This window comes from Enterococcus casseliflavus NBRC 100478 (assembly GCF_001544095.1).
Lineage (GTDB): Bacteria > Bacillota > Bacilli > Lactobacillales > Enterococcaceae > Enterococcus_D > Enterococcus_D casseliflavus.
This window is the reverse complement of record NZ_BCPT01000013.1, coordinates 22,120-47,396: the sequence shown is the minus strand read 5'-3', so window position 1 is coordinate 47,396 and position 25,277 is coordinate 22,120. Positions and strand designations below refer to the sequence as shown.

Below are 25,277 nucleotides of genomic sequence, written 5' to 3'. Positions count from 1 at the left end.
AAACTGCAAAAAGACCTAAGCGGCCCCTTGCCACTTAGGTCTTGCAAGAAACATCTTAAACCAGCGGATTCCCGCTTGCTGTTGATCTAAGATCATGGAACGATCCATGTGCTACTCCCCTAAAGTGCTCTTATTATCTTTGTTTTTGCAGCTCCTGTCAATTGATTTGTTAAAAATGGCAATAAACATTTTTCATTTCCTGCTTTTCAGCGTAAGATAACAATAGGTATGGAATAAGGAGGCAGGAAAATGATTGAGATCAAGAATCTGACGAAACAGTATGGACCAAAAAAAGCGTTGTCTGATCTTTCCCTGACGATCCGTCAAGGGGAGATCTTTGGCTTTCTGGGACACAACGGAGCAGGGAAGTCGACCACGATCAAAAGCTTAGTGAGTATTTTGCAACCGACGAGTGGGGAAATCTATTTTGATGGCCAATCCCTCGTGGAACATCGCGAAGCGATAAAAAAACAAATTGCTTATGTGCCGGACACGCCAGATTTGTTTTTACAGCTAACGGCAGGGGAGTATTGGGACTTGATTGCCGCCGCGTATGAGGTGCCAGCAGCGGAAAAGGCCGAGCGTTTGCAAAAATTAGGGCGCTTGTTTGATATGCTGTCTCATGAAGAAGAGACCATCGCCAGCTTTTCCCATGGAATGCGGCAAAAAACGCTGCTGATTGGGGCATTGATCCCCGATCCAGACATTTGGATCTTGGATGAACCATTACAAGGCTTAGATCCCCAAGCGGCGTATGATTTAAAAGAAATGATGAAACAGCACGCTGCCAAGGGCAAGACCGTGATTTTTTCCACCCACGTCTTGGACACCGCCCAGCAGTTGTGCGATCAATTGGCGATTTTGAAAAAAGGTGAGCTGCTGTACAATGGCTCAGTGGCAGATTTGCTGGCACAGCATCCGTCGCTTTCTTTGGAAACGATCTATCTGCAAATGACTGGGAGAAGTCAAGAAGAAGCGATTCTTGCAGAAGCGGAGGAAGCGTAGATGCGAAAACAACAATTTCTGACTCTGACCTCCGTTAATTTGCGGTATGCCAATCCCCAACTGACAGATAAAGCCCGCAAAAAAGGCAAGGCTGGTTCGACTTTGACCAGTTATTTGTTGTTTCAATATGCGTTTTCTGGGGTAGTATTTCTGCTAGTCTATGGGTTGACGATGATTACATTGGATTTTAGTCAGATGCCAGGCTTTTTTACCTATTATGTCGCTTTGTTCGGGATCTTAGGCTTTTCCCAAGGGATTTCGTCCATTTACAATGTCTTTTTCGAGAGTCAAGATCTGCCAGCGTATTTGCCGCTGCCTTTTCGACAGAGTGAAATTTTTCTGGCAAAGATCGTGGTGGTGTTTCTCACCGTTGCGCCGTTTATTTTTCCTCTGTTGGTCTTATTTCTCCTGACAGGGATTCGGGCAAACGTCTTTTTCTTGTTGACGATCTTATGGGCGTTCTTGCTGTTCGGCTTGTTTTTAGTCTTGATCTTCAGCATTTGCAGCTTGATCGTCTTCAGCCTGACCCGCACCAAGTTTTTCTTGAAGCATAAAAAATTGGTCACTAGTTTATTGCTAGGCGTGACGATGCTGGTTGTTGTGATCGGGGTCTTAATGATGAATCAGGTGAATACTTATGAGACAGACGTGGTAGATCGGGGAGCGATCAGCTTTTTATTGCCCTTTTATTATGTGATGGTGGCACCGTTTCAAACGACTGGTTTGCTTAGTTTGCTAGGGATCATCGTCACAGCAGGCGTGTTGCTTTTTGCCCTCTATCGGTTGATCTTGCCGAAGTTTTATGAGCAAGTGGCAGCCGCGGCGCCCAACCAAGGGAGTGTTCGTCGGAAGCATAAACCCAATCAAGGCTTGGGCCAGCTGTTGTTTAATTACAATTCGCAGTTGATCCGAGATCCGAATTTGATCATGCAAGTCTTTTCTTCTTCGTTGCTGATGCCCATCATTTTCTTAGTGTCCTTTGTGTTTACAGGAGCGATTCAGTTAAGTGAATTGGATGAGCGGTTTATCGGTGTCGTTTTTGTGGCTGGGATCGCCTTGGCAGCATTGATGGTCAACCCGACTTCTTTTATCAGTAATTTGATCTCACTGGATCAGGAGAATTTCTTGTTTGTCCGCTCCTTGCCGCTATCGATGAAGCGCTACTTGCGGGAAAAATTCCGCTTTGGGGTCGTTTTGCAGCTGAGTTTAACGGCAGTCATCGTGCTGGCAGCAGTCCTTTTGTTCAAAATGCCGCTGATTTTGGCTGTCTCTTTTCTAATCGGGGCACTTTGGAGCAGTTTTCTTTTGTGCTTGAAATATTTTGCTCGTGATTATCGGCTGCTGCTTTTGGATTGGACCAACATCAGTCAATTGTTTACGAGAGGGGCGGGTAGTCTTGGGTTAGCCATTGGAACGATCGCAACGCTGTTTCTTTCCATCATTGTTATCATCCTTTACGGCTTTGCTGCGACTTCGGTTGATTTTTGGTTATTGAATGGTCCGGTTTTCTTTGTGATCCTCTTGACCAGCGTCCTTTGGATAGCCCATTATCACCATAGATTTTGGCGTCGTTTTTCCTAAGGGAAGCGACGCTTTGCTTTTTTTATTTAAGGATGGGTAAATTAACTATTTATTCAGAAAATTCAGAAAAACTATTTACAATCAAGCGGAAACATGGTTAGATAGGAGTACCTATTACTTTGCTTTCATTTTTTGCTGTACAAGTTTGGATAACCGACTTGTCAAAGAGCTGTGACCAAAGTCAAAAAGACCAATGAGACCTGAGCGCTCGTTGCCTCTTTTGCTTTTGTCACGGTTTTTTTTGTACAAAAAAACCTGCCAAGCAGCGGCAGGTCGTCTCACTATTAAGCTTTCGTGTGGTCTTTTGCTGGGACTTTGTTTTCTAGGTCTGTCCGTACAACTAACACATCACAGCCGGCATGGCGAATGACATATTCAGAAACGGAACCGATAAAGATTCGTTCCACGGCATTTAAACCAGTGGCACCGATCATAATCAAATCGATGTCGTGATCTTCGGGCAATTGTTTGGCAATGATCGGTTTTGGCGAGCCGTATTCGATCACAGTTTTGACCGCAGTTACTTGATGCTTGCGGGCATAATCCTCATAGTCTTTCAAGGTTTGTTTGGCCATTTCGGTTGCTTGTTCAGCAAGCATGCCGTCAAAAGAAGAAACGGTTTGAAAGGCACGAGTGTCGATCACATGTGCTAAAACCAATTCAGAATCATTCCGCTGTGCCACGTTCACGGCTTTTTTGAAGGCTAATTCTGACTCACTAGACCCATCGACGGCTACCATGATTCGTTGATATTGTTGTAACATAAGAAACACTCCCATCTGTTATCTTCTACTTTTATTGTAATGCTTTTTTCTGGAAAAAGAAAACCTAATCTTCCTTTTTTTTCATTTTTTGTGCCAGCAAGATGCTGAAAGATGCGGAAGAGAGCAGCAATAAAGCCAAATAAAACAAGGCAATCAGCTCCTTATCGACAAAGCCTACAACCAATGCCACCACGCCTAAAAGGAAATGAATGAGACTATAGGTTTTTAAGAAGACCTTATTCGCCTCGGTGGTAGGGATCAAAGTGAAAAAAATCGCTTGTTTGGCATAAAGCAAATAACTGGTGCCGAATAATACGAGTGCCACGATCGTAAATAATAGAAGAATCATAAACATACGCCATCCTGTCCTAAGTTGATAGGTTTAGTATAGCGAACCCTAGAAAGAATAGCAAAAGCCACCCTTACTCTGATGTCAGGCAAGGACGTTTCACTGTTGCTATCAGTTAGAGAACGCAAAAAAGCCATCTGTTAAAAACAGATGGCACATTCTAAAAAGAATGGGTAATATCCGTTGATGCCGTTCTTTTTCCCATAGTATTGATCCCGCAAATTCTAGCAGGTGGGTTCCACGGTCTAAGCTTCGAACTACCAAAGGAAAAGGCATGTTACCAGCATTGACACAAGACGGATCCCAAGATATCAATAAAAATGTTCGGTCAACACACAAAAGGGACAACTCGTACATCACAGAATTCCCACCCTTATAGTAGCATAGGAATGACGAAGGTGCAATAAAGTTGTTTGAAAACGATACCAAAAAGTCACTATTTTTTCTAAGCACCTAGTTTTTTTTCTTTCGCTGCTGCAACTGCTGGTACCGTTGACCTAATGCTTGCTCATATTTCCCGGTGGCTTTTGGTTGGTAATAATGAGTATTTTTCAGCTTATCAGGTAAGTATTGCTGATCGACCCAGGCATCATCAAAATTATGCGGGTATTGATAGCCGACACCCCGATTCAAGCTTTGGGCACCCTTGTAATGACTGTCTCGTAAATGATCCGGGACATCGCCAGCTTTACCGCTGCGAATATCTGCGATCGCTGCATCCAATGCCATGTAGGCAGAGTTGGATTTTGGTGACAGACATAGATCGACCACTGTATCGGCTAGCGGAATCCGAGCTTCTGGCAAGCCCAAACGTTCAGCGGCTAACACAGCATTGACGGTTCGAGCAGCGGCTGCTGGGTTAGCTAAACCAATGTCTTCATAGCCGATGACCATCAAGCGCCGACAAATGATCGCCAGATCGCCTGCCTCTACTAAACGACCTAAGTAATGCAGCGCACCATCCACATCGCTGCCGCGAATCGATTTTTGAAAAGCAGAGATCACATCATAGTGCGCATCCCCATCTTTATCATGGGTCAATGCTTTGCGCTGCACGCACTCTTCGATGATTTCTAAGGTCAAATGAATAATGCCGTCTGGTCCTTTTGGGGTGGAACGAGCAGCGAGCTCTAAGCCGTTTAGCGCACTTCGTAAATCGCCGTTGGTCGCTCGCGAGAGATGCAAGCGGGCATCATCGGTCAATACGATGGTTTCTGATCCAAGTCCGCGAGTTTCATCTGCTAAGGCTTGATCAATGGCGGTCAAAATATCTTCTTCTTGGAGCGGTTTGACTTCAAAAATCTGTGTCCGACTGCGAATCGCTGGATTGATCGTAATGTAGGGATTTTCCGTCGTGGCACCGATCATAATGATCTTGCCGCTTTCTAAATGGGGCAGTAAAAAGTCTTGTTTTGTCTTGTCTAGTCGATGGACTTCATCAAGCAATAAAATGACAGTACCGCTCATTTTGGCTTCCTCTGCCACGATCTGCAGGTCTTTTTTTGTATCCGTGGCGGCGTTCAGCATGCGAAACGCATAGCGTGTCGAGCCGGCGATCGCACTGGCAATGCTGGTTTTTCCGGTTCCCGGCGGTCCGTATAGGATCATCGAAGAAAGCATTTTGGCTTCGACCATTCGGCGAATGATTTTCCCCGGGCCAACCAAATGCTGCTGTCCGACGACTTCATCTAAGTTCCGTGGCCGCATTCGATAAGCAAGTGGCTGCTGCATAAAACGATCCTCTCCTTTTCCTGTAAGTATAACATAAGAACGTATATTCTCATAAACAAGCTGATTTGCGTCTTTACAGAAACAACAGGGCGCTTATTTTCCACTCAGTCAGCAAAAATCAGGTTCGTTGAAAAGAAATCGTTGAGATCGTCGTAACTCTGTAGTCAAAGATAGTAAGTTCGCCGAGAATTGTGTAGAATAAAGAGGGTGATGAGAATGGATGAATTAATGGCACTTTTTGCGACACAGCCGACAACGACCATCGCACGTGCCTTATTAGGAATGTATTTGGAACATGAGACCCCAGAAGGAACAGTAGGTGGGTATATCGTGGATTGTGAAGCGTATCTAGGTCCCGATGATTTGGCGGCTCATAGTGTGGGCATGCGAAACACACCAAGGGTTCGGGCGATGTATCAGGAACCAGGTACGATTTATTTATATACGATGCATACGCATCGAATCGTCAACTTTATTACGCAGCCAAAAGGCATCCCGCAAGGAATCATGATTCGCGGGCTAGAACCGGTGGATGGGATCGCCTTGATGGAACAACAACGACAAAAAACAGGACCGGATGTAGCCAACGGCCCCGGGAAACTGGTACAGGCACTGCAGATCCCCGCTGAGCTTTATGGAGAATCGATTTTTACAAGCCCACTGCATTTGGTTCCTGAGCGCCGACGTACCCCAAAAGAAATTTTGGCATTGCCTCGGATCGGTATCCCAAATAAAGGGGAATGGACCCAGATGCCGCTTCGTTTTGCGGTGGCTGGCAATCCGTATTTGACAAATATACGAAAAACCGCTGTTCAGCAAGACCATGGATGGTGTTAAGAAAGAAGGAATAGTGATGGCGAAAGAAACGATATTGACTTACTTAGATCAGCGATTAACGAAAAAAATCACCGACTATGATGTGGCGATCGATTGGGATGCCAAAAATCATACGATCGAATTGGTGCTGCGCTTGTTTGCTGAAAATCCTCACCACGTGCAGATCGACGATGCACAAGGTGTGGCATCAGAAGAAGCGATCATTGAATTTGAAGATGGGATTTTGCTGTATGATCCACAAAAATCAACGTTTGATGAAGAAGATTATTTAGCGACGATCCCTTATGCAGGGAAAAAAGGGATCCAAAAAGCCTTGTTAGACGGATTGGTTGATTACATTCAAGAAATTTTAGAAGAAGGCCAAAGCGATCTGCTTGATTTCTTGAACGATGACAGTGAAGAAGCGATCTTTGAATTGCGATTCAACGAAGAAGAATTTGTGGAGAAAATGACGAACTATCAAGCGGGAGCTGGGGAAACCATGATCCCGTACCCTAGTTACTAAGGAGAACGAACATGAAATGGAATGAAGTAACCGTAGCGACAGCTAGCGAAGCAGTGGAAGCAGTCGCCAATATTTTAATGGAACACGGAGCAAGTGGGGTAGCGATCGAGGACGTTTTAGATATCGAAAATTTTAAAAGCGATGCGTATGGCGAAATTTTGGATAAAGAAACCTATACGACCTTAGAAGAAGGCGCCCAAGTCAGTGCCTATTTCCCAGAGACGATCTTTTTACCAGAAGTGCTGCCGACGATCAAAGCAGCCATCGACCGTCTGCCAGAGTATGGTTTGGCGATCGGCAAAAACACCATCACAACGAGCGAGGTCGTGGAAGAAGCATGGGCGACGGCCTGGAAAAAATATTACCATCCAGTCCGTATCTCCCGCTATCTGACGATCGTGCCGAGCTGGGAAAACTATCAACCGCTGCAAGAAGATGAAAAGATCATCATCCTTGATCCGGGGATGGCTTTTGGGACAGGCACACATCCTACGACACGTTTGACATTACAAGCCCTAGAAGTCTACTTGCGAGGCGGTGAAACCGTCTTAGATGTCGGGACGGGCTCAGGCGTGTTGAGTATCGCCAGTAAATATTTAGGTGCCAAAGACGTGTTCGCATATGATCTAGATGAAGTCGCTGTGAGGTCCGCCCAAGAAAATATGGCGATGAACCCTATTGCTCACGATGTGACCGTGCAGGCCAATGATCTCTTGCAAGGAGTGACGGTCCCTGCTGATCTTATCGTTGCCAATATTTTAGCGGACATCATTTTATTGATGATCCCTGATGCGTGGCGTCTATTGAAGCAAGAAGGGACCTTGATCGTTTCTGGGATCATTGAGACGAAAAAACAATTAGTGATCGATGCCATGATCGCACAAGGCTTTGAGATCGATCAGTTGTTCAATCAAAAAGACTGGTATGCGATCGCCTTTAAAAAACCAGAGGTAGAGTAAGATGCAGCGATATTTTTTACAGGAGCCTTATGAAGCAAAAGCGGTGTTTGCCGTTTCGGGAGAACCCTTCCACCATATGATCCGAGTGATGCGCATGACTCCCGGGGCAAAAGTCGGTTTAGTTTTTGAGGATCATTTGGCGATTATTGCCAAGATCAAAGAAGCCGATGAAGAAACGGTGTACTTAGAGGAAGTCGAAAAAGAACAGCAGGACAAGGAATTGCCGCTGCAGGTCACGATCGCTAGCGGCTACCCGAAAGGCGACAAGCTGGAATTGATCGTTCAAAAAGGAACGGAACTGGGGGCGGCAGCCTTTATCGGTTTTCCAGCGCAAACTTCGGTCGTGAAATGGGATCAAAAGAAATTACAGAAAAAGCAGCAGCGGCTGCAAAAAATCGCCCAAGAAGCGGCGGAGCAGTCCCAACGGCAGATCGCACCAGCCATCACGCTGCTGGATAACGCCAAAGCATTTTGGCAAAGCCTCAGTCAGTATGATGCGGTCCTAGTGGCTTATGAAGAATCAGCCAAACAAGGAGAAGCGGCGATGCTGCTGCAAGTGATCACCGCATTGCCTGTTGGCAGCAAAGTTTTAGCGATCTTTGGTCCAGAAGGCGGTCTGACCCCCTCCGAAATCGAAGAAGCCCAGCAAAACAACGCTAAATTATGCGGGTTAGGCCCTCGAATTTTACGAACAGAAACAGCACCGTTTTATTTTTTAAGTGCTGTCAGTGTGCTAACGGAATTAAAGAGGATGTGAGTTGATGAATAAGAACCAAGAAGCAATCAGTGTCCGTTTGTTGACGGCCGATCTGACCGACTGGGTCTTGAAGGATTTTATCAATCAATATAAGACGACCTTAAAGGAAGTCGTCGTTTTGCCTAGTGCCATTCGACGGGCGAAAATCTTGGCACAAGGCTCTTCCCTACAAATCGGCGCAGTGATCGATTACCCCCTTGCCCAAGGAACATTGGCAAAGGTGGCGTTTGAAATCGGTCGGGCGTTTATGGAAGGCGCCGATTTTTTGGAAGTCTGGCTGCCAGCTTCTTCCTTCATGGAAAATGATCGTGGCTTTGCGGAGTTGACTGAAACGATCCGCTCCTTGACCTTGACAGGAGGAGAGATCCGCTTAGCTGTGCAAACCGAGATCATGAATGAATTGACGAAGATCCAAGTAGCACAACGCTTGAAAGAAGAAGCTTGGCCAAAGATCGTGTTAGGGCAAAAACAACCGCTAGCAGAAGCATTGCATGACGTGAGCTTGTTTTCCTTAGATGGTGGCAGTCAACTGTCGATCCAGATCAATCCTGACACAGTAGATGAACAAGCGCTGCAATCACTACAGGCTGCTGGCGCTGAGAAAATCGGGCTCTCGTATCATGTTTTTGAAGAATTGCTTAAGGACCAGCCGTCGCCCGATGTGCTTTGAACAACAGCGATTGAAAAATAGCTGAAAAATTTGTATAATAATACTACTAAATAAGAACTGCAGGTTAGACAGGAGTCCCATGCTTAGAACGTTTGTCCGCAAGGCTTTGGGTGCGTGACGAAACGTTAACAGCGACTTCTGTCTGCCTTTTTGATAGCACAAAAAAGAAAAGCAGGAGGCGGAATGAATGGCAAAAGAAGTTATATTGACCGGGCCCAATGTCATCAAATTGGTCGCTCATTATATGAGTGAAGAGCATGTTGCCTTTGTCCAAAAAGCATTAGATTACGCGACAGAAGCCCATAAAGAACAATTCCGTAAATCCGGCGAGCCTTACATTATTCATCCAATCCAAGTTGCGGGGATCTTGGCAGAATTGCAGATGGATCCTCATACCGTTGCAACTGGTTTTTTGCATGATGTCGTCGAAGATACCGATGTGACGTTAGCCGATCTGAAAGAAGAATTCGGTGCCGATGTAGCGATGCTAGTGGATGGCGTGACCAAGCTGGGTAAGATCAAGTACAAATCTCATGAAGAACAATTAGCAGAAAATCATCGAAAAATGTTGATCGCCATGGCGCAAGATTTACGGGTCATCATGGTCAAATTGGCTGACCGTTTACATAATATGCGTACGTTGAAACATCTGCGGGAAGACAAACAACGCCGCATCGCCCAAGAAACGATGGAAATCTATGCCCCATTGGCTCATCGTTTAGGGATCAGCCGCATCAAATGGGAATTAGAAGATATTTCTTTGCGTTATTTGAATCCACAGCAATATTACCGAATCGTGCATTTGATGCAGACAAAGCGAGAAGAACGGGAATCCTACGTTTCCGAAACCGTGGAAGAGATTCGGATCGCTACGGAAGAACTAGATATCTATGCTGAAATCTATGGCCGACCAAAGCATATTTACTCGATCTATCGCAAAATGAAAGACCAAAAGAAACAGTTCAATGAAATCTATGATTTGTTGGCGATCCGAGTGATCGTTGACTCCATCAAAGATTGTTATGCGGTTTTGGGAACGATCCATACAAAATGGAAACCAATGCCTGGGCGGTTCAAGGATTATATCGCGATGCCAAAAGCCAACATGTACCAATCGCTGCATACGACGGTCATTGGTCCTAAAGGCAATCCTGTCGAGATCCAAATTCGGACCCATGAAATGCATGAGATCGCTGAATTTGGGGTTGCTGCGCACTGGGCCTATAAAGAAGGCAAGACCGAAAAAGTTAGAGCCGACAAAATGACCCAACAAGTTGGCTGGTTCCGAGAAATCTTGGAACTACAAGACGAAAGCTATGATGCTTCTGAATTTATGGAAGGTGTCAAAGGCGATATTTTCAGCGACAAAGTCTATGTCTTTACGCCAAAAGGTGATGTGACGGAGTTGCCTCAAGGCTCCAGTCCCCTGGATTTTGCCTATAGCATCCATACCGACATCGGTAACAAAACTACTGGTGCCAAGGTCAACGGCAAGATGGTCCAATTGGACTACAAGCTAAAAAATGGGGACATTATCGAGATCTTGACCTCACCAAATTCCTTTGGTCCAAGCCGCGACTGGGTCAAACTAGTGGCTACCAGCAAAGCGAAGAACAAAATCAAACGATTTTTTAAAGCCCAAGATCGTGATGAAAACATCATCAAAGGGCATGAGGCAGTGGTTCGTACCTTACAAGATATGGGCTTTGTGCCGAAAGAATTTTTGACGAAAAGCAAAATGGCGGAAGCCTGCGAACGGTTCAACTACCAAACAGAAGATGATCTATTTGCCTCCGTCGGCTATGGGGAAGTCAGTCCCACGACCTTAGCCAACCGTTTGACCGAAGAAGAACGGCGCGAGAAACAAATCGAGAAGCAAAAGCAGCAAGTCCAAGAGATGATCAATCAACCGGCGAAAAAAGAACCAGAAAAAATGAAGGTTCGTCACGAAGGCGGCATTGTCATTGAAGGGGTCGATAACTTGTTGATCCGCATCTCCCGTTGCTGCAATCCAGTCCCTGGAGATTCGATCGTCGGCTACATTACCAAAGGCCGAGGGATCTCGATCCACCGCAGCGATTGTCCCAATGTTCAAAACAAAGACGCCGCGAACCGTTTGATCGATGTTGAGTGGGAAGATGCCACCGACATCAACAAAGAATACGATGCCGATCTTGAGATCTACGGTTATGATCGTTCTGGGTTGCTCAATGATGTCTTACAGACAGTCAACACTGTCACGAAGCGCTTAGTGAGTGTCGAAGCCAAAACCAACAAAGACAAAATGGCAACGATCCGTATCACGGTGGCGATTCAGAATTTGACCCATTTGAAATCGATCGTTGATAAAATCAAGCAGATTCCAGATGTTTACAGCGTCAGACGTACGAAGGGATGAGAAAGAATGCGGGCAGTGATCCAGCGAGTTAGTCAAGCAAGCGTGTCGATTGAGGAGAATATCGTCGGTGCGATCCAACAAGGGTTTATGGTTTTATTGGGGATCACCCATGAGGATACAGGCGACGATGTGGCTTATCTCGTAAGAAAAATCAAAAATCTGCGGGTTTTTGAAGACGAAGAAGGTAAAATGAATCGGTCACTGGAAAGTATAAATGGCGCCGTCTTGAGTATTTCACAGTTCACCCTCTATGGGGAGACCAAGAAAGGCAATCGCCCCAGCTTCATTCAAGCGGCACCGCCAAGTATTGCGATCCCGCTTTACGAAGCTTTTAATGAAGGTTTACAAGCCGAAGGGATCACTGTTGCTACTGGAAAATTTGGTGCAGATATGCAAGTCGCCTTGGTCAATGATGGCCCGGTGACGATCGTGATCGATACGAAAGAAAAATAAGTGATACAAAACGAAGGATTTTCTCGCTGGGAAAGAGTGAGAGAATTCCTTCGTTTTTTTATACTCTCGAAAGCGCCAAGCATTTTTGATGGAATTCAAGTAAAATTTAAGTTGAAATCGGGAAATCTTACAAAACTGTTAGCAAAAATACCATTCTTTTATTTGTTATTTAACATCTTTTTCTTGTTCTTTTATAAGGGTTTTTAAATGGAAATATCGTTTGTACTCGTTTTTTAATATTTAAAATTCGAAAAACGATCCTTTATTGCGATTGTTCTTGAGGGAGAAGTATGGAATAATTGTTAAAAAATAATGTCACTGGAGGAAAAAACAATGAACTTTTGGCAGCGTGCATTAAAAAGTATCACCAGAAGAAAAGGGAAATCATTTATTTTATTTTTAGTTCTATTTATTCTAGGCAATGTGATCGCTGGTGCTGTAGCAATTCAACAATCCACTGCCAACGTGGAGCGAGAGACGAAACGCAAGATGGGGAACGTAGCTACGGTGGAAATGGATTGGGAAGGTTTCGAAAAAGATCATGCGGATGCTTCGGACGAAGAGCGGTCTCAAGAAGATTTTTATCCGAAACCACCAGCGCTGGATGTTTATGAGCAAATCGGTCAGTTAAGCTATGTGAAATATTTTGATTACCAAAATCAAGCTTGGTTAGAAACAACAAAATTGAAAGCCTATACGCCGGAGGATGGCTCGGTTGGCATGGGTGGCAACTATTTCTCTTTGAAGGGCGGAAATTTGGTTGAGCCATTAGACATGCAAGAAGGCTTGATTCGCTTGGATGAAGGCGAGGGATTAACAGAAAAAGATGTCAGTGAGTTGACGAATGCGGTATTGATCAGTAAAGAGATCGCAGAATTGAACAACCTGAGTGTCGGTGATCAATTGGTATGGGATACACGGGCAGAAGTCATGATGGAAGGTGGTTCAAGCGAGGGAGTGAGTGACGATAGTGAGGATGCGACGGACGAAACGGCTGAAAGTGGCAATCGTGTCGCAACCTTTGATTATCCTGTGACCATTGCAGGGATCTTTTCTGTCGTTAAAAAGGATCAAAGCAATCAAGGCAGTTCATCAGATCAAAGCAATTCTCAAAATAGTGATCAGATATGGCAAGTGATGGATCAAATCAACACCTTTTATGCTAGCAATAATTTAGTGCAAGATTTTAACAAATTGCAGTCTGAAAAGCTTTGGGGTCAAGAAGTGATCGAAGAAGAGTCAGACGCCTATTATCAACCGATCTTTGTCCTAAATTCAACGGATGACGTCGAAGCCTTTAAACAAGAAGCCGGTGCGTTATTGCCGCAATACTACCGCGTCATTGCCAATACGGATCAATACGAGCAGATCGCCGGTGGTTTTACTCGTTTAGGGGTGATCGCAAATTACATCGTGATCATTGCATCGATCGCTACCATCTTTATCATTTCCTTAGTGGTCTTGCTTTTCTTACGAGATCGGAAACAAGAATTAGGCATCTATCTTTCCTTGGGGGAAAGTCGGGGGAAAGTCATTGGTCAGATCGTGATTGAAGTCTTGCTGGTTAGTTTAGCCGCACTGCTATTGTCCTTAGTGACAGGGAACTTATTAGGTGGTGCCGTTTCAAATACCTTGATGCAAAACGATTGGATGAGCAATCAAAATGAGATGGGAGGTGTTTATTCTGGCGGTTTGATGGCAGCTAATATTGATTACATGGATATCAAGAATGCTTATCAAGTGTCCTTCTCAGCCGGCTACATCATCACGTATCTGCTGTTAGGTTTAGGAACTGTCTTACTCTCAGCGATTTTACCGCTATTGTATATTTTACGCTTGAATCCAAAGAAAATCATGATGTAGGAGGAACCAACGATGACTTTATTAGAAACCAAAGCAGTCGATTACTATTACCAAGACGGCGATCAGCGTCGCTATATACTGAAAGAGACTTCTGTTTCTTTTGAAAAAGGCCGATTTTATGCCATCTTAGGTCAATCTGGTTCGGGAAAAACGACGTTTTTGTCCTTGATCAGTGCACTGGATAGTCCGAAAAGTGGGCAAGTATTATATGAAGGCACCGATATCGAAAAAATTGGGCATGAGAATTACCGCCGCGACGACATCAGTATTATTTTCCAAAGCTATAATCTGATTCCCTATTTGAGTGCAGTCGAAAATGTCTTAGTGCCGATGGCAATCACGAAAAATCAGTTGCCGGACAATCAACGAGAAGTGGCGTACAATTTGCTGGATTATATAGGCATCACTAAAGAAAAAGCCGATCGTCTCGTCAATCAATTATCTGGTGGAGAACAACAACGGGTAGCGATCGCCCGGGCGTTAGCCACCAATGTCGATATCATTTTAGCGGACGAACCAACCGGGAATTTGGATGAAGAAATGGAACAGGAGATCATCGATATCTTTAAAGAGCTGGCACACGTCCACAACAAATGTGTGATCGTCGTGACCCACGCCAACGAGATCGCTCAACAAGCGGATGAAGTCTTGTATTTACGTAAAGGTGTGTTGAGTAAACATGAGTGATTTTTTATCAAATTTTAGCCCGGACAACTATGATGGCAAAAAGAAGCCCACGCCCGATCGCGAGAAAAAAACCAGCGAACCTGTCGTAGATCAAAACGCAAGTGGCGCGGAGCAAGCGGGCAAACCAGCAGAGCCGACGACGGTTCACCAATCAGAAGAGTCGACCGCTAGTGAGCCACTGAGTCGTTCGGCAGCCCGTCAACAAACACAGACGACTGAAGCAAAAGCGGCGAGTTCTGCGACGGAGAAGGTAGCGTCAAAGGAACCAGTCAGCCGGTTTGGGAAAGAAGAAACGGAATTTGATCCGACCTACAAAAAGCGTAAGCAGAAAAAAATCTTGCTGATTGCCCTACTGACCGCCTTGGCGGTTGCCGTGATCGGGATCGTCTACTATCAAATGACCCATGTGAAGGTGCCAGATTTCACTGCCCAAGATTTGTCAGAAGCGCGGACGTGGGGCGTGGAAGAAGGCGTTGCTATCAAAGTGGAGCAAGAATATGACTTTGACAAAGACGTCAACCAAGTGATCGACCAAAGTGTTGACCCTGACAAAAAGATCAAGAAGGGTGCCACATTGACACTGACGGCGAGTCTCGGGCCTGATCCTGAAGAACGCTTAGAGCTGCCAGATTTTTCAGCGATGCAAGTGACCGAAGCAAAAGAATGGATCGCCAGCAATAAAGCCGAGAACCTCTCTTTGATCGAACAATTTGACGACAACGTAGCAGCAGAAGCCTTTATTAAACAAGAGGCGGCCAACAAAGAGCTTGATTTGGCGGAATACAAACGCAAAGACCGTTTGAGTGTCTATTATTCAAAAGGGAAAGAGGTCTTTGAAAAAAATATTGAAGTACCTGATTTTACAGGCAAAGCCAAGAGTGAAGCTTCTGAATGGGCGAAAAAGAATGACTTGAAATACAAAGAAGAAACCGTCTTTTCTGACAGTGTCGCCCTGGATCTGGTGGTTTCACAAGAACCAGTCAAAGGCAGCAAACTCGCGAAAAAAGATGAATTTGTGGTGAAGGTCTCAAAAGGCCAAGCTTTGACCGTTCCAGATTTTTCACAATACACGATCGAAGAAGCCCAAGGACTAGAATCAAAAATCCCGCTGCAAGTCAGCACAGTCTATTCCGATCAAGTGGCGTATGGTAGTTTCTTGAGCCAGTCGGAAGAAGCAGGCAAAGAATACAGCGAAAGTGATACTTTGCCAACCGTCAAAGTCGTCTACTCATTAGGCCGACCATATTTAAAAGACATCCGTTTCCAAGCAACGGAAGGCGACTTGCCAAAACTATTCTTTGATGAATACAAATCAAAAGGCGCCAACGTCTATTACGAAATCTACTATGTCGATTCGGCTGAACCAAAAGGAACCGTTGTTGAAATGAGCCGCTACGGCGAGTTTATTCCCCTAGAAACGTGGATCACCATCGGGATCAGCCGCGGCAATCTGCAAGGCAGTACCCAAACTCCGCCGACAGATGATGGCGGTGATGATACCGATGAACCGGTCAGTACCGCTGGTTCAAACGCTACCGAATAATCCTTACTAAGTGCTTTTTCAAACCGCATCAAAAAAGCAAGCACCCTTCTTTGGAAGGGTGTTTTTACTTACTAATTGTAAAAAAAACACAAGCGAGCCGCTTGAAATCGCTGGGTCGATAAAGTAAACTTGATGGTAACGATAAAAAATGGCTCCGCAGTGCCATCTATAGAAGGGACGAAACAAATGATAAAAAAATTACTCGCGAATGTTGGCAGCTATAAGAAGGACAGCTTGCTGACCCCTGTGTATGTAGCAGGAGAGGTTGCCTTAGATGTCATTATGCCCCTGATCATGGCCATGATGATCGACCAAGGGATCGAAAAAGGAGACGCCGGTGTGATTCTAAGAGATGGCGGCTTGCTTTTTTTATGTTCCTTGATCGCATTACTTTTAGGAACGCTTGGCGGACGAACGGCAGCAATCGCTTCGGCTGGTTTTGCCCGCAACCTACGGCACAATCTGTTTCGCCGAATCCAAGATTTTTCCTTTTCAAACATTGACCGCTTTTCTTCCTCCAGTTTGATCACCCGCTTGACCACTGACGTGACCAACGTCCAAAATGCGTATCAAATGATTATTCGTATTCTGGTCCGCAGTCCGTTAGTTCTGATTTTCTCACTTGCAATGGTTAGCACCATCAGCCCAGAACTTATGACGATCTACTTAGTTGTTTTACCGATCTTAGCGATTGGCCTTGCCTTAGTGATTCGTTTTGCCCACCCGCTATTTCTAAAAGTATTCCGCATTTATGACCGCTTGAATAATGTGGTGCAAGAGAATCTACAAGGGGTTCGCGTCGTGAAATCGTATGTCCGGGAAGAACAACAAGAAGAACTGTTTGGCGAAGTGTCCACCGATGTTTATCGGAATTTCACTCTTGCGCAACGAATCGTCTCTTTTAACATGCCATTGATGCAATTTGCAGTCTATACATGTATGTTGCTCTTGTCATGGTTTGGTGCCCAGTTGATCGTGGAACAAAGTAGCCTGACGACTGGTGAATTAGTCAGCATGTTCAACTACACGATGCAGATTTTGATGAGCTTGATGATGATGTCGATGGCTTTCGTGCAGATTTTGATCGCACGAACGTCGGCAGAACGGGTCGTGGAAGTATTAGATGAAGAAAGTGACTTGAAAAATCCCGACGAGCCAGTCAAAGAAATCAAAGACGGCTCCATCATTTTTGAAAATGTCGGCTTTAGTTACGCCAATGACAAAAACAAGTTGGCGCTGACCGATGCGAATCTACGCATCGAATCCGGTGAAGTCATTGGGATCATTGGTGGAACCGGGAGCGGGAAATCCACCCTCGTCCAGCTGATCCCGCGCTTATATGATGTGATTGAAGGGCGTGTCATCGTCGGCGGTCATGATGTTCGCGACTATGATTTAGAAGCATTGCGGGACCAAGTAAGTATGGTCTTGCAAAACAATGTCCTTTTCAGCGGCACCATCAACGACAATTTACGTTGGGGCAATGAAGAGGCGTCGGATGAAGAGATCCAGCGCGTGGCAACGATCGCACAAGCCGATCCCTTCATTCAAGAATTTCCTGATAAATATGAAACGCAGATCTCACAAGGAGGAAACAATGTTTCTGGTGGACAAAAACAACGGTTGACGATTGCTCGTGCCTTGTTGAAGAAACCGAAAATCTTGATTCTCGATGATTCTACCAGTGCCGTCGATACCAAAACCGACCGCAGTATTCGTGAAGGCTTGAAACGAGAAATCCCGGGAACGACGACGATCATTATTTCCCAACGGATCAATTCGATCGAAGACGCCGATCGGATCATCGTAATGGATGATGGCAAAATCAACGGCATCGGTACCCATGAAGAATTATTGGCAAACAATGCCATCTATCAAGAAGTGTACCATTCGCAGCAGAAAGGATTTGGTGAAGGTGAAGAATAGACAAGCAGCAAATCCCAAGCGCACATTGAAACGCTTATTGCGGACGATGTTTGGCGACTACAAAGGACAACTCCTATTCGTCGTTGTTATGATCTTATTAAGTGCCTTTGCCAACGTTCGCGGTTCGTTGTTTTTACAAGTCGTGATCGACGATCATATCACACCGCTTTTAGGGCAAGCCAATCCTGATTTTGGCGGCTTGTTTCGGGCGATCGTTCAAATGGCGATCATCTACCTGATTGGGATCTTGGCCGCACTGATCTATAACTTTATGATGGTCAAGATCAGTGAAGGAACGCAGAAAAAAATCCGTGACCAAATGTTTACGCATATGCAGTCTCTACCCGTCGGTTACTTTGATGCCCGCTCAGATGGCGACATCATGAGTCACTTTACCAACGATACGGATACGTTGCGCCAAATGATCTCCCAAAGTATTCCCAACTTGATGATGGCGGCGGTAACCTTTTGTTCTGTCTTTATCGCCATGTTCTCCATCAGTGTCCCATTGACTTTGTTCGTGATGCTGTCGATTATTTTGATGCTGAATGTGATCCGCATCATTTCTCGCCGCAGCGGCCGCTTCTTTGGCGCACAGCAACGAGATTTAGGCGCTGTCAACGGGTATATCGAAGAAATGATGCACGGGCAAAAAGTCGTCAAGATCTTCAATCATGAAAAAATCGTCATGGAAGAATTTGATGCCTTAAATGACCAACTACAAGAAAGTGCCACTAAAGCCAATGTCAATGCCAATACCTTGATGCCGATCATGATGAACTTACTGAATGTCCAATATGTCTTGATCGCCATCATTGGGGGCCTGTTTGCCATCAATGGTGTTTCTGGCCTAACGGTCGGGATGATCGCTTCTTTCTTGCAGCTGAGCCGTTCATTAAATGGTCCTATCAGCCAGGTGTCACAACAAATCAACTTTGTGATCATGGCGTTAGCTGGTGCCGAGCGGATCTTCCATCTATTAGATGAAACGCCAGAAATCGATCATGGCTACGTCACACTGGTCAATGCCAAATGGTCGCAAGGTCAGCTAGTTGAAACCAAAGAACGAACAGGCACGTGGGCGTGGAAACATCCCCACGAGGATGGAACCATTACTTATACGGAAGTGACGGGAGACGTGCGATTTGAAGATGTTGATTTCGGCTATGTCGACAATCAACTGGTCTTACATGATATCAATCTGTATGCAAAGCCTGGGCAAAAAGTTGCTTTTGTCGGTGCCACAGGTGCTGGTAAGACAACGATCACCAATTTGATCAATCGGTTCTACAACATCCAAGACGGGAAGATTCGTTATGATGGCATCAATATTGAAAAAATCCATCTTGAATCCCTGCGCCGCTCCTTAGGGATCGTGTTGCAAGACACCCATTTGTTTACTGGAACGATTCGCGAGAATATTCGCTTCGGAAAACTGGATGCTAGTGATGAAGAAGTGCTGGCAGCGGCAAAATTAGCCAATGCCGACATGTTTATCAACCACTTGCCAGAAAAATACGACACCGTGATCACGGGCGATGGCGAAGGGCTTTCCCAAGGGCAACGTCAGCTGTTAGCAATTGCGCGGGCAGCGATCGCTGATCCGCCAGTGATGATCTTAGACGAAGCCACCTCAAGCATCGATACCCGTACAGAGCGGATCGTCCAATCAGGGATGGACCGTTTGATGTCTGGACGGACCGTGTTTGTGATCGCCCATCGATTATCTACGATCCAAAACTCCGATGCCATCATGGTGATGGATCATGGCCGTATCATTGAGCGGGGGACTCATGAAACGCTATTGGCGGAAAAAGGCACCTATTATCAGCTCTATACTGGAAAAATCGAATTGGATTGATCCTGCCATGGCTACGGCTTGAAGCTGCAGCGACTGGCGATCTACCTATTTTTTCCCTTGTTTGCAACGACCGATTGGCAATAAGCCAGTCGGTTTTTTTGCGCAGCTCGAAAAAATGGTATACTGTCACTGAGATAGCCGCACAACGGCGGCAGCACATAAGCAGTTGTGCTGCGAAAAATGGATTCCATGAGGTGAAAATATGAAACTAGCATTGGCAAAGATCGTTTTAGATGATGAGTGGTATGAAGTGGTCCAATCGGAAAAAGGGCTAGTTTATTTTGGTCGGCAGCAGGATCATCATGAATTACTCAAGTTCTTTCCATTGGCTGAAATCAGTAGTACAGTTGACCTTGATCCAGTAATTGAAGCGCAGCTGCAAGCTTATTTTGCAGGGGAACCAGTGACATTTACTTTTGCGTTTGATTTTGTCGGGACACCATTTCAACAAACCGTTTGGCAAGCACTGACCCAAATTCCTTATGGGCAAACCACTACGTATAGTGACTTGGCGCTGCGCATTCAACGACCGACTGCTGTCCGCGCTGTCGCAAATGCAGTGGGGCGTAACCCGATGATGATCGTGGTTCCTTGTCATCGGGTGTTAGGAAAAAACGGCCGCTTGACGGGGTACCGGGGCGGGTTAGCAACCAAACGCCGACTACTGCAACTGGAAGGGATTCCGTTTAAAGAGTAAGGGAAGCAAACTATTTATAGTAAAAAATACTAAAAAGCAATTTCATTTCCTTTTTTCTCTGGTATAATAAAATTGATTCCGGTTACAAGAAGGGGTGGAGGAAATGAACATCGTTGATTTGCAAAATGGTTCTGATATTCGAGGAATTGCGATCGCAACAGAAAAAGAGCAGGTGACACTGACAGAGCAAGCGGTTCGGCAAGTTGCTTCGGGCTTGCGCAACTGGTTGGCAACAAAGGGCAGCGGTCCTTTTCGCGTGGGAGTCGGTCGTGACAGTCGCTTGAGTGGCGAAGCACTGCAAGAAGTGTTGATGGCACAGCTGCAGCAAGAAGGCGTGGCAGTGATCGATTGCGGCTTGGCAACGACACCTGCCATGTTTATGAGTACACAGTTTGCGGATTTCGACTGTGATGCTGGTGTGATGCTGACAGCGAGTCATTTGCCTTATTACTTTAATGGAATAAAAATTTTCAGCCGCCAAGGCGGTGCCGAAAAAACGGATATCCACTATATTTTGACCCACACTACCGTTCATGAGGCAGCGGAAAAAGGAAGCTATCAGCAAAAAGACTTGCTGACGCCTTATGCCCAAGATCTACTGCAAAAAATTCGCCAAGGGATTGGAACCAATGAAGAAAAACCTTTGGCTGGATTAAAGATCATTGTTGATGCAGGCAATGGCGCCGGCGGCTTTTTTGCTGAAAAAGTATTGCTGCCGCTGGGAGCAGATACGAATGGCTCGCAATTTTTAGAACCGGATGGGCATTTTCCCAATCATATCCCGAATCCAGACAATAAAGAGGCAATGGCAAGTATTCGCGAAGCCGTCTTGCGGGAACAAGCTGATTTAGGCATTATTTTCGATACCGATGTCGACCGCTCGGCCGTCGTGACCAAAAGCGGTGAGCCCTTGAACCGCAACAATATGATCGCTGTATTAAGCAAGATCATCTTAGCGGAACACCCTGGCACGCGTATCGTCACCAATTCGCCAACCTCTAATCATTTAAAAACCTTTATCGAAGCACTGGGAGGGCAGCAAGTACGCTATATTTCTGGCTACCGCAATGTGATCAACAAAGCGATCGAATTGAATGAAGCAGGACTGGACACACAGTTAGCCATCGAAACCAGCGGGCATGCCGCGTTTAAAGAAAATTTCTTTTTAGATGACGGGGCGTACGTGATCGCCAAGCTCTTGATGATGCTGCCTCAATTGCAACAGCAAGGCACGACACTGGATGAGCTGATCGCGGCGTTGCAACAACCCGCCGAGACCCAAGAATTGCGCTTTGCGATCCAACAAGCCGACTATCAAGACTATGGTCGCCAAGTGATCGCGGATTTAGCCGATCATTTGCTGCCAGGCTGGCAGATCGATCCAGAAAATGAGGAAGGTATTCGCATCAACTTGGCAGCGCCCTATGGCCAAGGCTGGTTCTTGCTGCGAATGAGCCTGCACGAACCACTGCTGGTGCTGCAGATCGAAAATGATGAAGCGGGTCATCTACCGGCAGTCGTTCAAGCGATCGGTCGCTTCCTATCGCAGTATGAAGCCATCGATCAAAGCAAACTGACACAGTTTTTAGCACAGCAACCAAAAATTTGAAGAAAAGCAGGGAACTAAAATGGTGATCTTGATGCTGCTGATCATGGCAGTGACGTATGGTGTGAATTTTTTCTTGTTTCGTTATTTGAACAAACGACCAAAAATCGATGTCGTTGAACGGTTATCAATGCTATTAGGTGTCAACATGAGTGTGCTTTTTTTCGATGGGATTTTATTGTTTATCGGAAAACTACTAATTGAGACTGTTGAGATCATCGAGTAACCTAGTCGTCCGTTTTTTGTTTGCCTCTTCACTGATTCCTCAGGACAGTGAAGAGGTTTTTTAGGGTTTGCTAAAAACGTCGATTAATGTTCGCATTCGTTTTTGATATTTGATAAAGTAAAGAGGAGAAAATTACGCAAAGTGAGGGAATTCACGGATATGGCAAAAATAATGGTAGTAGAAGATGAAGCGGTGATTCGCCAACTGATTATCGAAGAACTAGAAAAATGGCAGTTTGAGACCTTTGGCACGACGGATTTCCATCAAGTGTTGACTGACTTTGAAGAACAAGAGCCCCAACTGATTTTACTGGATATTAATTTGCCGGTTTTTGATGGCTACTATTGGTGTCAAAAAATCCGCGAAGCTTCCAAAGTACCAATCATTTTTATTTCCAGTCGCAATACCAATATGGATATGATCATGGCCATGAATATGGGGGCGGACGATTTTGTGACAAAACCTTTTGAGATCGACGTTCTGATTGCAAAAATCAATGCCTTATTGCGCCGTTCCTACAACTATGTAGAAAGCAGCAGCGAGACGTTAGTGCATAACGGTTTGACCCTCAATATCGACAACAGCAGCATGTATATCAATGGCGAAAGCATCGATCTTAGCAAAAACGAATACCGCCTGCTGTATATTTTGATGAAAAATCACGGCAAGATTTTAAGTCGTGAAAAAATCTTGCGGGCCTTATGGGATGACGAGCGTTTTGTAGATGACAATACCTTGACGGTCAATATCAATCGTTTGCGACGAAAAATCGAACAAGCGGGGATGAATGGCTACATTGAAACCAAGGTTGGTCAAGGGTATATCGTACCATGACAAAGTGGCGGGTTTTGCGCAGTTTTTTGAAAGATCGTTGGCTGCTGTTTATTGGCTGGCTGGTCTTTTTCGTGTTGACGGTCTTAGTTTTTTGGCTGACTCCTCATTCCCCGATGGATTGGGGTACAGTCGGCTATCTCTTTTTGATGCAAAGTGTCTTGATGGTGTTCTTTTTGGCAATCAGCTACTTATCTAAGCGGCGTTTTTGGCAAAAAATCACCCCCAAGCCCGGAGACAGCTTGCTGCAAAACTACTTGCAAGGAGCACGCTCGGCGGAAGAAGAACGGATCGAATCTTACATCAATCAGTTGATCCGAGAGCACCAAGAATTGATGCAGCAAGTCGTCAGCAATCAAGAAGAACAAAAGGAATACATCGATTCGTGGGTCCATGAAATCAAAGTACCTTTAGCCGCATCACGATTGCTTTTGCATTCGATCGAATTTGATATTCCAGATGAAAAATTCATCTTACTAGAAAATGAATTGAACCGCATGAACGAATACGTCGAGCAAGTCTTGTACGTCGCCCGTTTGGACAGCTTTTCAAAAGATTATCTGGTCCAAGAAATTTCATTGAAAGCCGTCATCCAGCCGGTTTTACGCAGTCAGGCAAATTATTTTATCCAAAAGAACCTGCACTATGCCGTTGAAGGTGAGGATCAGCAAGTGTTGACCGATGAAAAATGGCTCGGCTTTATCTTTCGACAATTGGTCAGCAATGCCGTTAAGTACACACCACAAAATGGGCAGCTGACAATTCGGATCGAAAAAGATGCCCAAGGAACCTATCTTCACTTGCAAGATAGTGGGATCGGCATTCCTAAAGAAGACATGCGTCGCATCTTTGATAAAGGCTTTACGGGCGAAAATGGGCGCCAAACGGACACCCACTCGACGGGATTAGGGCTCTTTTTAGCGAAAAGTTTAGCGAAGGAATTAGGCATCGAGCTAACGGCTTCGTCGACAGTTGGAAAAGGAACCACCATGACGCTGTTCTTTCCCTTGTTGAGTTATTATGAGGAAAAACGCTAATCTGCTTTTTTTCGAGTATCTTTTTGTGTTTTTTGACAAAAATCACTTGTCCCTAGAACGTTTTCACTGATACACTAAAGCTTGTGTTTAAAATTGAATGGTAAGGATGAATGAAATGGAGATACTCGTTGCATTAGTACCAATGTTTGCGTGGGGCAGTATTGGTTTAGTAAGTGCCAAACTTGGCGGGGATGCGAACCAGCAAACGCTAGGAATGACGATTGGTGCCTTTTTCTTTTCTCTGGTCGTATATTTTGTGACGATGCCAGTGATTGATGGAAAGGTGATTTTGATCGGTCTTTTGTCTGGTCTCTTTTGGTCCGTCGGTCAAAACGGTCAATTCCATGGCATGAAATATTTAGGTGTGTCTGTTGGACTGCCGCTTTCAACCGGCATGCAGCTGATTTTAAATACGGTCGCCGGTGCATTGTTTTTTGCGGAATGGACCCAGACCCGCGATTATGCATTAGGTGTTAGCGCATTGATCTTATTGGTGATCGGGGCTTATCTGACCGCTCGCCAAGATGGTGAAAGTCCGGTAGAAGCCGGCAGCAAGATGCTTGATTTTCCTAAAGGATTTCGGGCATTGATCTCATCCACGATTGGGTACGGCGCCTATACGATTTTGATTACTTGGGCAGGATTGGACCCATTGGCGATCATTTTGCCACAAAGTGTCGGGATGCTGATCGGTGCCAGCCTATTTGCTTTAAGAAAGACGAAGGTCGACCGTTTTGTAGGGAAAAATACCTTGTCAGGATTGTTATGGGGCATCGGCAATGTCTGCATGCTGATCACGGTTCAGCAAGTCGGACTAGCGGTGGGCTTCTCATTGTCGCAGATGGGAATCATCATTTCAACGCTAGGCGGGATTTTTATTCTCGGCGAAAAGAAAACCAAAAAAGAACTGCGGTATGTGGTGATTGGTTGTCTGCTGGTGATTATCGGCGGTGTTTTGCTGGGGTATATGAAAGCAACATAAACGTATATT

The 25,277-nt window shown here is 45.3% G+C and carries 23 protein-coding genes and 1 other RNA gene; 20 read left to right on the top strand and 4 right to left on the bottom strand.

Annotated elements, in window-relative coordinates; all coding sequences use genetic code 11:
- Window positions 1-249: 249 nt before the first annotated feature.
- A complete protein-coding gene (locus tag ECA1_RS11815; protein ID WP_005227750.1) occupies window positions 250-1,005 on the top strand; it encodes an ABC transporter ATP-binding protein in 756 nt (251 codons plus the stop codon).
- A complete protein-coding gene (locus tag ECA1_RS11810) occupies window positions 1,006-2,586 on the top strand; it encodes a hypothetical protein (protein WP_060792567.1) in 1,581 nt (526 codons plus the stop codon).
- Window positions 2,587-2,870: 284 nt separating this feature from the next.
- Here the strand turns inward: ECA1_RS11810 and ECA1_RS11805 are convergent, their stop codons facing one another.
- From ECA1_RS11805 to ECA1_RS11790, 4 genes are all read right to left on the bottom strand, one after another.
- The gene (locus ECA1_RS11805; RefSeq protein WP_010749033.1) at window positions 2,871-3,350 is read right to left on the bottom strand and encodes a universal stress protein; all 480 of its coding nucleotides are present in this window, start codon (window positions 3,348-3,350) and stop codon (window positions 2,871-2,873) included.
- Window positions 3,351-3,414: 64 nt separating this feature from the next.
- On the bottom strand, window positions 3,415-3,705 hold the full coding sequence (locus ECA1_RS11800) for a hypothetical protein (RefSeq protein WP_005227757.1): 291 nt from the start codon (window positions 3,703-3,705) through the stop codon (window positions 3,415-3,417).
- A 167-nt stretch (window positions 3,706-3,872) separates the two neighbouring features.
- A non-coding RNA gene (ssrS, locus tag ECA1_RS11795) (6S RNA) lies at window positions 3,873-4,067 on the bottom strand.
- A gap of 85 nt (window positions 4,068-4,152) precedes the next feature.
- A complete protein-coding gene (locus ECA1_RS11790; protein WP_005227760.1) occupies window positions 4,153-5,430 on the bottom strand; it encodes a replication-associated recombination protein A in 1,278 nt (425 codons plus the stop codon).
- 216 nt (window positions 5,431-5,646) lie between these two features.
- Between ECA1_RS11790 and ECA1_RS11785 the strand changes: the two genes are divergently transcribed.
- From ECA1_RS11785 to ECA1_RS11700, 18 genes are all read left to right on the top strand, one after another.
- A complete protein-coding gene (locus tag ECA1_RS11785; RefSeq protein WP_010749036.1) occupies window positions 5,647-6,267 on the top strand; it encodes a DNA-3-methyladenine glycosylase in 621 nt (206 codons plus the stop codon).
- A 16-nt stretch (window positions 6,268-6,283) separates the two neighbouring features.
- A complete protein-coding gene (locus ECA1_RS11780) occupies window positions 6,284-6,772 on the top strand; it encodes a DUF3013 family protein (RefSeq protein ID WP_005227763.1) in 489 nt (162 codons plus the stop codon).
- Between the two features lie 11 nt (window positions 6,773-6,783).
- A complete protein-coding gene (gene prmA, locus ECA1_RS11775; RefSeq protein ID WP_005227766.1) occupies window positions 6,784-7,731 on the top strand; it encodes a 50S ribosomal protein L11 methyltransferase in 948 nt (315 codons plus the stop codon).
- 1 nt (window position 7,732) lies between these two features.
- A complete protein-coding gene (locus ECA1_RS11770) occupies window positions 7,733-8,488 on the top strand; it encodes a 16S rRNA (uracil(1498)-N(3))-methyltransferase (RefSeq protein ID WP_060792566.1) in 756 nt (251 codons plus the stop codon).
- Between the two features lie 4 nt (window positions 8,489-8,492).
- Window positions 8,493-9,158: a beta/alpha barrel domain-containing protein gene (locus ECA1_RS11765; RefSeq protein ID WP_005227769.1), complete on the top strand. Its 666-nt coding sequence runs from the start codon at window positions 8,493-8,495 to the stop codon at window positions 9,156-9,158.
- A 187-nt stretch (window positions 9,159-9,345) separates the two neighbouring features.
- Window positions 9,346-11,556 (top strand): RelA/SpoT family protein, encoded by a 2,211-nt coding sequence (locus ECA1_RS11760; RefSeq protein WP_010749038.1) that lies wholly within the window; start codon window positions 9,346-9,348, stop codon window positions 11,554-11,556.
- A gap of 6 nt (window positions 11,557-11,562) precedes the next feature.
- The gene (gene dtd, locus ECA1_RS11755; protein ID WP_010749039.1) at window positions 11,563-12,009 is read left to right on the top strand and encodes a D-aminoacyl-tRNA deacylase; all 447 of its coding nucleotides are present in this window, start codon (window positions 11,563-11,565) and stop codon (window positions 12,007-12,009) included.
- Between the two features lie 312 nt (window positions 12,010-12,321).
- Window positions 12,322-13,872, top strand: coding sequence for an FtsX-like permease family protein (locus ECA1_RS11750; protein ID WP_081091740.1), 1,551 nt, complete (start codon window positions 12,322-12,324; stop codon window positions 13,870-13,872).
- Between the two features lie 12 nt (window positions 13,873-13,884).
- Entirely contained in the window at window positions 13,885-14,559 is a 675-nt protein-coding gene (locus tag ECA1_RS11745) for an ABC transporter ATP-binding protein (RefSeq protein ID WP_010749041.1), read from the top strand.
- Window positions 14,552-16,102: a PASTA domain-containing protein gene (locus ECA1_RS11740; RefSeq protein ID WP_060792564.1), complete on the top strand. Its 1,551-nt coding sequence runs from the start codon at window positions 14,552-14,554 to the stop codon at window positions 16,100-16,102. Before ECA1_RS11745 ends, ECA1_RS11740 begins: the two co-directional genes overlap by 8 nt.
- Window positions 16,103-16,288: 186 nt before the next feature.
- Complete coding sequence (locus tag ECA1_RS11735; RefSeq protein WP_008382065.1) at window positions 16,289-18,028, top strand: ABC transporter ATP-binding protein; 1,740 nt, start codon at window positions 16,289-16,291, stop codon at window positions 18,026-18,028.
- Window positions 17,967-19,889, top strand: coding sequence for an ABC transporter ATP-binding protein (locus tag ECA1_RS11730; RefSeq protein WP_205905070.1), 1,923 nt, complete (start codon window positions 17,967-17,969; stop codon window positions 19,887-19,889). The genes ECA1_RS11735 and ECA1_RS11730 overlap by 62 nt, the downstream gene beginning before the upstream one ends.
- Window positions 19,890-20,091: 202 nt before the next feature.
- The gene (locus ECA1_RS11725; protein WP_060792562.1) at window positions 20,092-20,586 is read left to right on the top strand and encodes a methylated-DNA--[protein]-cysteine S-methyltransferase; all 495 of its coding nucleotides are present in this window, start codon (window positions 20,092-20,094) and stop codon (window positions 20,584-20,586) included.
- 103 nt (window positions 20,587-20,689) lie between these two features.
- Entirely contained in the window at window positions 20,690-22,195 is a 1,506-nt protein-coding gene (locus tag ECA1_RS11720) for a phosphohexomutase domain-containing protein (protein WP_060792561.1), read from the top strand.
- Between the two features lie 19 nt (window positions 22,196-22,214).
- On the top strand, window positions 22,215-22,418 hold the full coding sequence (locus ECA1_RS11715) for a hypothetical protein (protein WP_005227790.1): 204 nt from the start codon (window positions 22,215-22,217) through the stop codon (window positions 22,416-22,418).
- Window positions 22,419-22,577: 159 nt separating this feature from the next.
- Window positions 22,578-23,252: a two-component system response regulator SapR gene (gene sapR / locus ECA1_RS11710; RefSeq protein WP_060792560.1), complete on the top strand. Its 675-nt coding sequence runs from the start codon at window positions 22,578-22,580 to the stop codon at window positions 23,250-23,252.
- Window positions 23,249-24,286, top strand: coding sequence for a two-component system sensor histidine kinase SapS (gene sapS, locus ECA1_RS11705; RefSeq protein WP_016621950.1), 1,038 nt, complete (start codon window positions 23,249-23,251; stop codon window positions 24,284-24,286). The genes sapR and sapS overlap by 4 nt, the downstream gene beginning before the upstream one ends.
- A 115-nt stretch (window positions 24,287-24,401) precedes the next feature.
- Window positions 24,402-25,268 carry a GRP family sugar transporter gene (locus tag ECA1_RS11700; protein WP_008379298.1) on the top strand — a complete coding sequence of 289 codons (867 nt, stop codon included), beginning with the start codon at window positions 24,402-24,404 and terminating at the stop codon, window positions 25,266-25,268.
- Window positions 25,269-25,277: the final 9 nt, after the last annotated feature.

Bases quoted from the DNA above. Each gene is read 5' to 3' on its own strand.
- ECA1_RS11790 (WP_005227760.1), bottom strand. From the start codon at position 5,430: ATGCAGCAGCCACTTGCTTATCGAATGCGGCCACGGAACTTAGATGAA.
- ECA1_RS11760 (WP_010749038.1), top strand. From the start codon at position 9,346: ATGGCAAAAGAAGTTATATTGACCGGGCCCAATGTCATCAAATTGGTC.
- ECA1_RS11765 (WP_005227769.1), top strand. From the start codon at position 8,493: ATGAATAAGAACCAAGAAGCAATCAGTGTCCGTTTGTTGACGGCCGAT.
- ECA1_RS11770 (WP_060792566.1), top strand. From the start codon at position 7,733: ATGCAGCGATATTTTTTACAGGAGCCTTATGAAGCAAAAGCGGTGTTT.
- ECA1_RS11740 (WP_060792564.1), top strand. From the start codon at position 14,552: ATGAGTGATTTTTTATCAAATTTTAGCCCGGACAACTATGATGGCAAA.
- ECA1_RS11780 (WP_005227763.1), top strand. From the start codon at position 6,284: ATGGCGAAAGAAACGATATTGACTTACTTAGATCAGCGATTAACGAAA.
- sapR (WP_060792560.1), top strand. From the start codon at position 22,578: ATGGCAAAAATAATGGTAGTAGAAGATGAAGCGGTGATTCGCCAACTG.
- ECA1_RS11720 (WP_060792561.1), top strand. From the start codon at position 20,690: ATGAACATCGTTGATTTGCAAAATGGTTCTGATATTCGAGGAATTGCG.
- ECA1_RS11810 (WP_060792567.1), top strand. From the start codon at position 1,006: ATGCGAAAACAACAATTTCTGACTCTGACCTCCGTTAATTTGCGGTAT.
- ECA1_RS11750 (WP_081091740.1), top strand. From the start codon at position 12,322: ATGTCACTGGAGGAAAAAACAATGAACTTTTGGCAGCGTGCATTAAAA.
- prmA (WP_005227766.1), top strand. From the start codon at position 6,784: ATGAAATGGAATGAAGTAACCGTAGCGACAGCTAGCGAAGCAGTGGAA.
- ECA1_RS11745 (WP_010749041.1), top strand. From the start codon at position 13,885: ATGACTTTATTAGAAACCAAAGCAGTCGATTACTATTACCAAGACGGC.
- ECA1_RS11800 (WP_005227757.1), bottom strand. From the start codon at position 3,705: ATGTTTATGATTCTTCTATTATTTACGATCGTGGCACTCGTATTATTC.
- ECA1_RS11730 (WP_205905070.1), top strand. From the start codon at position 17,967: ATGCCATCTATCAAGAAGTGTACCATTCGCAGCAGAAAGGATTTGGTG.
- ECA1_RS11805 (WP_010749033.1), bottom strand. From the start codon at position 3,350: ATGTTACAACAATATCAACGAATCATGGTAGCCGTCGATGGGTCTAGT.
- ECA1_RS11715 (WP_005227790.1), top strand. From the start codon at position 22,215: ATGGTGATCTTGATGCTGCTGATCATGGCAGTGACGTATGGTGTGAAT.
- dtd (WP_010749039.1), top strand. From the start codon at position 11,563: ATGCGGGCAGTGATCCAGCGAGTTAGTCAAGCAAGCGTGTCGATTGAG.
- ECA1_RS11785 (WP_010749036.1), top strand. From the start codon at position 5,647: ATGGATGAATTAATGGCACTTTTTGCGACACAGCCGACAACGACCATC.
- ECA1_RS11725 (WP_060792562.1), top strand. From the start codon at position 20,092: ATGAAACTAGCATTGGCAAAGATCGTTTTAGATGATGAGTGGTATGAA.
- ECA1_RS11700 (WP_008379298.1), top strand. From the start codon at position 24,402: ATGGAGATACTCGTTGCATTAGTACCAATGTTTGCGTGGGGCAGTATT.
- sapS (WP_016621950.1), top strand. From the start codon at position 23,249: ATGACAAAGTGGCGGGTTTTGCGCAGTTTTTTGAAAGATCGTTGGCTG.
- ECA1_RS11735 (WP_008382065.1), top strand. From the start codon at position 16,289: ATGATAAAAAAATTACTCGCGAATGTTGGCAGCTATAAGAAGGACAGC.
- ECA1_RS11815 (WP_005227750.1), top strand. From the start codon at position 250: ATGATTGAGATCAAGAATCTGACGAAACAGTATGGACCAAAAAAAGCG.